4 protein-coding genes are annotated in these 9180 nt (G+C 36.4%); 1 reads left to right on the top strand and 3 read right to left on the bottom strand.

Annotated features, from left to right (window positions below):
- The first annotated feature begins 46 nt into the window (after nt 1-46).
- Nucleotides 47-4885 carry a PASTA domain-containing protein gene (locus PLJ10_10055; GenBank protein ID HOK09991.1) on the top strand — a complete coding sequence of 1613 codons (4839 nt, stop codon included), beginning with the start codon at nt 47-49 and terminating at the stop codon, nt 4883-4885.
- Between the two features lie 126 nt (nt 4886-5011).
- On the opposite strand, the gene PLJ10_10060 is transcribed toward PLJ10_10055, so the two are convergent.
- The 3 genes from PLJ10_10060 to PLJ10_10070 all read right to left on the bottom strand — a co-directional run.
- Entirely contained in the window at nt 5012-5395 is a 384-nt protein-coding gene (locus PLJ10_10060) for a hypothetical protein (GenBank protein ID HOK09992.1), read from the bottom strand.
- 255 nt (nt 5396-5650) lie between these two features.
- Nucleotides 5651-8296, bottom strand: coding sequence for a hypothetical protein (locus tag PLJ10_10065; GenBank protein HOK09993.1), 2646 nt, complete (start codon nt 8294-8296; stop codon nt 5651-5653).
- Nucleotides 8297-8536: 240 nt separating this feature from the next.
- Nucleotides 8537-9180: hypothetical protein (locus PLJ10_10070; protein HOK09994.1), on the bottom strand; the 644-nt coding region annotated here is incomplete at its 5' end.

Here is a 9180-nt window from a genome sequence, read left to right on the forward strand (position 1 = left end):
GAATACAAAAAAAGTATCTCAAAAATTTTGGAGAGTCATTAAACACATGATAAATTCAGAAAAAAAGTTTATTTTTATCTTTCTAATATGCATCTTCCTTTCTCTATCAAGTTATGGAGCCATACAAATAAAAACAATAGAAGAGTTGCAAAAAATTGGGAATGACCCTTCATATCCCTTAGATGGTGACTATGAATTAGCAAATGATATTGATGCAAGCGACACAATAAATTGGAATGATGGAAAAGGCTTCTTACCAATAGGTGCGCCAACTGATACAAACCCTAATAGACGCCCCTTCATAGGAACATTTAATGGTAAGAAAAAAGTAATAAAAAATTTATATATTGATCGAAAAGATGATGATTATATTGGGCTATTCAGCCAATTAGGAAGTAATGGGTCTATAAAAGTTGCTGACGTTTATGATGTAACTATTGAAAATAGCACTGATTATAAAATTATAGGTAGAGATTATGTTGGTACGTATGCTGGTTATATGGAAAATTCAAAAATTCGTTTTTGTTTTGTCGCAAGCAAAATTGAAGGGAGGGATTTTGTTGGAAGTTTAGTTGGCTATAGTGGGACAAACTCATTAATATTAGGTGTAGTATGTTATATAGGCACAGAAGTAAAAGGGAATAATTCTATAGGGGGTGTGGTAGGAGGGAACAAAGGCATAATCGGAAAAACTTCTTCATCTGCCTTGGTTAGAGGTAATGATAATATCGGTGGAATAACTGGAGGAAATGAGGGACTAATTAAGTGGTGTGTTACATCAGAAGGAAGTCAAATAATTGGTAATAACGGGAGCACGGGTGGTCTAGTAGGATTTAACGAAAGCGAAGGAAATATTATTGAATGCCAAAGTGATAGTTCAGTAAGTGGTGTCTCAATTTCAGGGGGATTAGTGGGTTCGAATAAAGGTTCCATTATTGACTGTTTTAGTCAAGGTCCTGTAAAAGGGACAAGCGTAGTTGGAGGTTTAGTAGGTTGGAATAGTGGCTCCATTTTAAGAACTTATGCTATAGGTTTGGTAACAGGAACAACAGGAGCTGGCGGTTTAGTAGGTATAAATTCTGGAAGTGTTATATCAAGTTTTTGGAATACAGAAACATCCGGATTATTAGTTTCTGCTGATGGTGTAGGCAAAACAACTCAAGAAATGTTTGGGACTCAGATTTATATAGATTGGGATTTCGATTTTGTCTGGAAAGAAACAATTTATTATCCCAAACTTTTATTGGGTCAGGAGGATATCTTTCTGCCCGGAGAAAAAATTGTAGATGACGTCATAATGATATGGACAATTGAACAATTAACTATGATAGGAAATGTTTACGAATATCCACTGAACGGAACATATATGCTTGCTCGAGATATTGACGCTCAAAGCACAGCTGTAATGAACAGTGGAGCTGGCTTTAAACCCATCGGAACGAGAAGAAATCCGTTTACAGGTAGATTTTATGGAAATGATAATAAAATAGTAAACTTGTTTATTAATTCTTCATATAGTTTCACTGGTTTATTCGGCTTTGTTGGTCAAGGAGCGTATATAGAAAGGGTAGGGATAGAGAATGCAACTGTAAACGGAATTAGCTACGTTGGTGCTTTAGCCGGCTATAATCAAGGTGGTAGAATTGTCCAATGTAATGCCTATCGTGTTGGGGTGCAAGGTATATCAAACGTGGGTGTTTTAGTAGGTGGTAATGCAGGAACAATTGAAGAATCTTTCACACTACTCTCAAGAGTAACAGGACCTGCTACTACAGAAATGGGTTTCGCCTATGGAGGATTAGTAGGGTCTAATATTGGTGATATTAGGAAATGTTATTCATTTTGTTATGTTGATGGAAATACAAACATCGGAGGACTTGTCGGTGAAAATGCCTTTGGTGGAAACATACTCAGAAGTTATACTTTATGCAATGCTGATAACAATGTTGTAGGAATTACATCGGTAGGAGGTCTCGTTGGTAACAACGGTGGCATTGTCAGTGAAAGTTTTGTAAATCCATGCGATGACCGCGATAGTATATTAGTAAAAGGTGATAAAGAGATTGGTGGTTTGATAGGGCAAAATGGATTTAAAGTTAATAAATCTTATTCTACAGTAATAGTCGCGGGAATTTTTTCTGTGGGTGGTCTAATCGGTTTCAATTGGTATGGTACTGTCGACCAATGCTATTCATTAGGGAGTGTTTTAGGTGATAAGTTTTATATTGGAGGACTTGTAGGATATAACTGGATTAGTGATATAACAAACAGCTATTCCGGAAGTTCTGTTGTAGGCGACTGCATTGTTGGCGGTTTAGTTGGATACCATAGAGCAACTGATTTCCCAGGATTAGACCCGACTATCGATATACAATCTACAATAGAAAACTGTTATTCAATAGGTTCAGTGAATGGGGAATCCTATATCGGCGGATTAATAGGATATTTGGAAGATATAGACTACACAATAGGAACAGTAACCAATAGCTATTGGAATATAGAAACAAGTCAATTAACAATTTCTGAAGGTGGCGAAGGCAAAACAACAGAACAAATGAAACAATATGAAACATTCACAGATTGGGATTTTTCCTCGATATGGGCAATTATAGAAGGACAAACCTATCCATACTTCCGTTGGCAAGAAATAATGATAATAGTGCCTAATTTTGTTGGATTGGATAGGGTTACTGCAGAAGCAATTCTTACTGCGACAGGATTATATGGAGTCTTCACAGAGAAATGTGATAATAATATACCTGCCACTCTTGTTATCACACAAGAACCAAGTGAAGGGGTTCAAATATCTTCTAACAAACCTATATACTTAGTTGTCTCTTCTGGACCTTGCCCTGTATCTGTTCCGAATGTTGTAGCTAAAACAGAAAGTGAAGCACGTAATTTAATAACTCAGGCAGGTCTAAACGTAACCGTGAATTATGAATGTAATAATACGTTCCCTGCAGGTAATGTAATACGTCAGGATCCCATCGTAGGACAAATGGTACCGGTAGGAAGTGTGGTTAATATATTTGTTTCACAGGGGCCATGTCCAATATCTGTTCCAGATGTGATAAATAAGACAGAGAATGAAGCACGCGATATAATTACTCAAGCAGGTTTAGTACTTGGTACGGTAACTCAGGAGTGTAGCGATACAGTGGTTGAAGGTAATGTAATTCGCCAAAATCCGGAAGCAGGGACACCTATTGGTCCTGGGGCTCCTGTTAACATAGTAATAGCCATTCCTGGTCCATGTTCAACTGTTCCAAATTTATTTAACAAGCCCGAAAGTGAAGCACGTAGTTTAATTGTAGAAACTGGCTTGACAGTCGGTACAGTTAAACAAGAGTGTAGCAATACAATAGCATCAGGGAACGTGATAAACCAGGAGCCCTCTGCTGGACAAATAGTAAAGGTTGGGACTACTGTAAATTTGGTAGTCTCAAGTGGACCGTGCCCTGTGACAGTTCCTGATGTTGTGGGTAAGATAGAGAGTGATGCAAGGAATTTATTAACATCTGTAGGATTAAACGTAGGAACCGTCTCTACAAGTTGTGATAATGTAATCGCATCAGGAAAAGTGATAAGTCAGAGTACTCCAGGGGGACAACAATTATTATTTGGTAGCACAGTAGATTTAGTTATTTCTACTGGACCATGTCCTGTGACGGTACCCGATGTATTAAATAAATCTGAGAGTGATGCGCGGAGCCAGATAACAGCAGTAGGCTTAGTAGTAGGGGTAATAACTCAAGAGTGCAGTAACACAATATCTGCGGGAAAAGTGATACGTCAAAATCCAGAAGCAGGACAACAAGCAAATGTTGGGACACAAGTAAACTTGGTTGTATCCACAGGTTCATGTCCCGTTGCAGTTCCGAATTTAGTGGATAAAACAGAGGCAGAAGCGCAGAATCTATTAACAGGGGTAGGTTTATCACTTGGAACAGTAAGTTCAGAGTGCAGTGATACAATAGCAGTTGGAAAAGTAATACGACAGAATCCAACAGCAGGTGACCAAATAAGTGTTGGAAGTGCAGTAAATATTGTTCTTTCATCTGGATTATGTCCTGTAAAAGTACCGAATATAAAAGGGAAAACGGAAAATGATGCGAAGAATATGATAACAACAGCAGGCTTAACAACAGGCACAATAACCAAGGAATGCAATAATACGATATCGGCAGGAAAAGTGATACGTCAAGATCCACCTTCAGGCGAAGAAGTAAGCCCTGGAACAGAAGTAAATTTGGTGGTATCAGATGGTCCATGTCCTGTAAGAGTACCGGATGTAACAGGAAAGACGAAGGAAGAGGCACAAAGACTGTTAACGGATGTGGGTCTAATTTTTGCTATCGTTAGTTCCAAGTGTGATGATAAGATTCCAAAAGGGAATGTGATAAGTCAACAGCCAGAAGCCGGTGAGTCCTTAACCTATGGTTCAGTAGTAAGTGTTGTTGTTTCAACAGGACCGTGTCCAACGACAGAAGGAACGAAAGAAGGTGAAGGAACAAAAGAAGGTGAAGGAACAAAAGAAGGTGAAGGAACAAAAGAAGGTGAAACGACAACAAAAGATCAATTAATAAATGGATTAAAGACAAATTTTGCTGGATTAGATACAAATGGCGACGGCTCGGTGAGCTGGGAAGAAGCAAGCAGTAAATATCCAAATCTAACGAAGGATGTATTTGATTCGTTAGATAGTAATGGCGATGGTAAGATTAGCAAGACTGAGGCTGGTATAGAGGAAGAGACAAAAGGTTGTGGCTGTTTCGGACAGAAATCATTAAATAATGATAACTGGCTCAAATATTTATTAGACTTTGTATTATTCGGAATGTTGGTACTTGCTATGAGCGGTATGCAAAGGAGAAAAGAATAAGGGTTTTTAACAACCCTTACGAATTGTGTTTATCGTTTTTAAAAAGTTTACTTAAAAATCTTAGTGTATATTTTGAAAGTGGTGAGGATGGTTAATCATTTTTAAAAGTTTTTGGAAAGTATATATTCATTTTTTTATACTTTTTAGTTGACCTTTTTTAGAAAACCGGCAGAGAATAAAAAAGAAACCAACAACAAAAGCAGGACCAGAAATCATCACTATCCATATAAGGTAATAAATTTGGAAACCAGAGGTTATAGATGCTTTTACAAGTAATGCTATGTAGAGCAGTCCAGCAAGGATATATGCGATACCGCCAACAATCTCATACTTCCATGAAATTACTAAAATGATTGATAAGATAATCGAAGGGATATTATGCATAAACAAACCTAATAATGTGTCCCAAAAATCAAGATTCATTTCAAAAATGTCCAGTGAAAACATTGCCAGAAATAAAATAAAAAAAACAGATAATATTCGTGGTATCCAATAAATCACCTTATCCACTTTTAATTCCTTGTCAATTCATACTTTTATCTTTTAATCATATAATTTATTAGGTTGTACAATAAAACCAACTTATTATTTCATTATATAAAAGTTGATAGTATCGTTTTTACACGGTTAAAAGATGCATGTTTGTATAATTTTATGTAACTAAACAGCGTTATATGAGATACGTATAGATGCAATAAGGGACGTTTAGGAGGTAGTAAAGTCTTTCGACAAAGTCAAAATGAAAAGAGTAGTTTTAAGAACATATTATTTTACTATAGCGATTTGGTTCCAGTCATTAAGGACGATTTCAATAAGATAAAACGTTTCTTTCTTTGTAACTTTAATATGATGAGCGATTTGTTTTCCTTTTAAGTCAAAAAGGCAAATAACAGGTTCTTTATGCCAGTTGAAGGTTTTTGAGACAGTAGTGATGATTCGTTCTTTCCCAATTATGTAGCCTTCGTTAATTTCAACAGGCGTGAATGGGAACATGTGATTTATGGGTCCATATTCACCAGAGCCTTCACCTTCAGATGGAATAATATCGCCATAATAGTAGTATAGTAAACCATTTCTTAATGCAGTGATTACCGATTTCATAATAATTTCTGCACACTTTTTCTTCCCTTCCTCATCAAATCGTTGTGGTCGAATACCCAAGATAATAGGAGTTGATAAGTGTCCTTTGGCACAGTAAACAGTTAACGGTGGTTTTTTGTCCATGTAGGTCAGTGGATTTACAGGGTCATTTTCAAATTCAGCAAATCGAAATACATTCGGGATATTTTGTTCTTCATTTGCACTTGGAAAACTGTTAATTACTGATATACCTCCTTTGGACACAATATAGTTAAGAATATCTTTTCTTGCTTCTGCTCCGATGACCCCACAATCGGTATACTTTCTCGCAATTTTTCCCGTTACTTCATCAATATCAACTGTATAGCCATCCCATTTTTCATAAGTATGTCTATCAGCCCTTCCAATGGGTCCCCAGTTTAGGGTAAATTGGTCAATATAAACACCATCTAAGCCGACCTCATCCATCAGAAAATCTATCTGATTCTTAAAGAACTTGTAGCGGTAATTTTCTTTTTCCAGATATAACATGAGATTTAATGTGTTTGGGCTATCTGGATAATAGGTATCTACAATAACTCTGCCATCCTCTGTTTGTAAGATAGAATCTACCCAGCCATTAATACCTGTTTTTAGGACTTCACTTTGTTTTTTATCAAGTATGTAGCCATATTTTCCGGAGCGAGGGTTAGAACCTCCGGGAAGTATTTCTCCACCTTTGATATCTCGTTTGTCAATGGTATATAAATTAGTTTCTGTAAGACCTAATATTAAAGCATCAGGTTGAGATTGCTTGATTCTCTCGATAATAGATTTGATTTGTTTCTTATAATCTTCTCGTGTATATACCTTGCCTGTCTCAGGATTTAAACTGTAATAATCTAACCAAGGTCCGACTGTATATATTTTAATTTTTCGACCTGGAATAATCTGGTCCGAAAAAGCAAAAGGTCCCTCAATAGTATAATTAACATGCCATTCATTCCGTACCTGGTTAATAAAGGTAAAGTAATCACCTCCCTGTGAGGGATACAATGAAAATTGGAAGGTATAACTTTTGCCCTTATCCAAACCAAAATGTTTTGTGGAATATTGGAACATATTACTCTTCTTTGTTATCTCACCTTGTGCACGTAGTAAATTATCTTCTGCCAGAAAGCCTAAAGAGGTGTTTCTATAAGCCATAAAGATAGTTGGATTTTCTGCTACTCCTGCTAATCTCTCCGTATCTTCAATACCTGCAATCCGATATCGAACAGGCATATCTTCTAAGATAATTTGATGTGCGATAATAATTCCAATAGGTTCATCATTCTTGTTTGTGATAGTTTCTTTAATACTTATTTTTTCATTTTGTACTTCGATTTTACGCATTATTAAATAGTCTTTCCCTGAGGCTTCGATGGATACCGAGTTATCAGTGATTTTATGAATATCTATTTTCCAATCGGGAGGATTCTCATGTGTAGAATCAAAATAACTGAAACCTATTTTCTCGGATGGATATGAATAAGTACTGACAAGTTTATACTTTCCCTCTGCTGTTTTAATTTCTGTTTCACCATCTTGTCCTATATTAACAGTATAATTTTTTACAGAAATACTTTCTTTAGTATTTATGTTCGTATATGCCATCATCTCTGGTTTTGAATATTTTTCTACGAATTCTTTTGGCAGATATCCTATCTCAAGGTTTTCAATGACCATATCTATATTTTTATCTGGGACATTTTTGTTAATATACGTATTGATAAAATTGATTTGATTCTTTTCTGCCTTTTCAATTCTCTCGTCTGCACCTACTTCAATATAATGAGCAACATCCGAAATATTTAATAGATACCAGTATCCCTCTTCTTGATAATTCAATATTCGCTCATCTAATGTATTTCCATCTCCAAAATATACCAAAAGTACGGGAACATCATTTCTTATACTCCACCATGCTTTTTCGCCAAGGGTTGTTTTTAATGGACTTCCACGGTTAATAAGACGATTATACCCACTTGCCTGCTCCGAAAAAGACGTTCGTTTGTCCAGCTCTTGTCCGTTCACCTCAATTCCCAAATATTCATTCCAGCCTGCTGGTGTGTCCGTATGCAAACGTACTTTAAATTTCATAACCAGAATCATATCTTTCTTAATCTCAAAAGGAGGTATTTCCAGAGAATATGTGCTCACATCCGTATCATGAGAATGAATAATAATAGGAGTATCCATTTTCCAAGCAGAAACAAAAATATTAGTTTCACACAAAGAAGATGTATAAGATGGAATAAAAGGATAAATAATAATTAGGCATGCTAAAAAACAATTCTGTACCTTCTTCATATTTTTGCTCCTTATTAATCACTAAATTTGCAAGTTGAAAGACCAGAAATTCCTACCCTATTTATAGGATAATCAATAAGTAAAATACAATTAATATACATCCGTTTTGCTATATATCATAAATTTGCCAAAAACATGTTTCCAAGATAATTATGGTGCTTCAACTAACTATAGTTTTTTGTAATATTTGTAGAAACGTGGTATTAGTTTTCTACTTTACTATTGTTGTATGGTCTTTAATTATGCAGAGGCTCCAGAACCGGGACAATAACCATCTTCACTCTCTGGGTTATCTGGACATGGGTAATACCCACCTATATTAAAGAACTGGATTACACGGAGTAACTCGCTTAAATCAATTTTCCAATCTCGTGGATTATAATCAGATGCATGTTGAGTACAATTTTTATCTCCATCAAACCCAGGGATATATCCATCCTCCGATTCTTCTCCAGGTAAAGCACAATGATACCCACCGAAATTGAAAAGCTGTATCACCCTAAGAAGTTCTGATAGGTTTATTTTCCAATCAGCATTTTGGTCTGCACTATGTGGTGAAGGCGGAATTTCACCTTCAATTACTCCTTCTGGAATCCCTTCAGGAGTTCCTTCTGGAATTCCTTCGGTTGTACCTTCGCCTTCTACGATTCCTTCTTGCATCCCTTCTGATGAGCCTTCTACAACGCCTTCACCTTCGGTAATGCCTTCACCTTCAACAGTTCCTTCTATAATCCCCTCACCTTCGGGAATACCTTCGCCTTCCGGAATTCCTTCTACGGTACCTTCACCTTCAGGAGTCCCTTCTATAATGCCTTCGCCTTCGGGGGTTCCTTCTATAATACCCTCACCTTCGGGAATACCTTCGCCTTCCGGAATTCCTTCTA

The organism is Candidatus Hydrogenedens sp. (assembly GCA_035361075.1).
GTDB lineage: Bacteria > Hydrogenedentota > Hydrogenedentia > Hydrogenedentales > Hydrogenedentaceae > Hydrogenedens.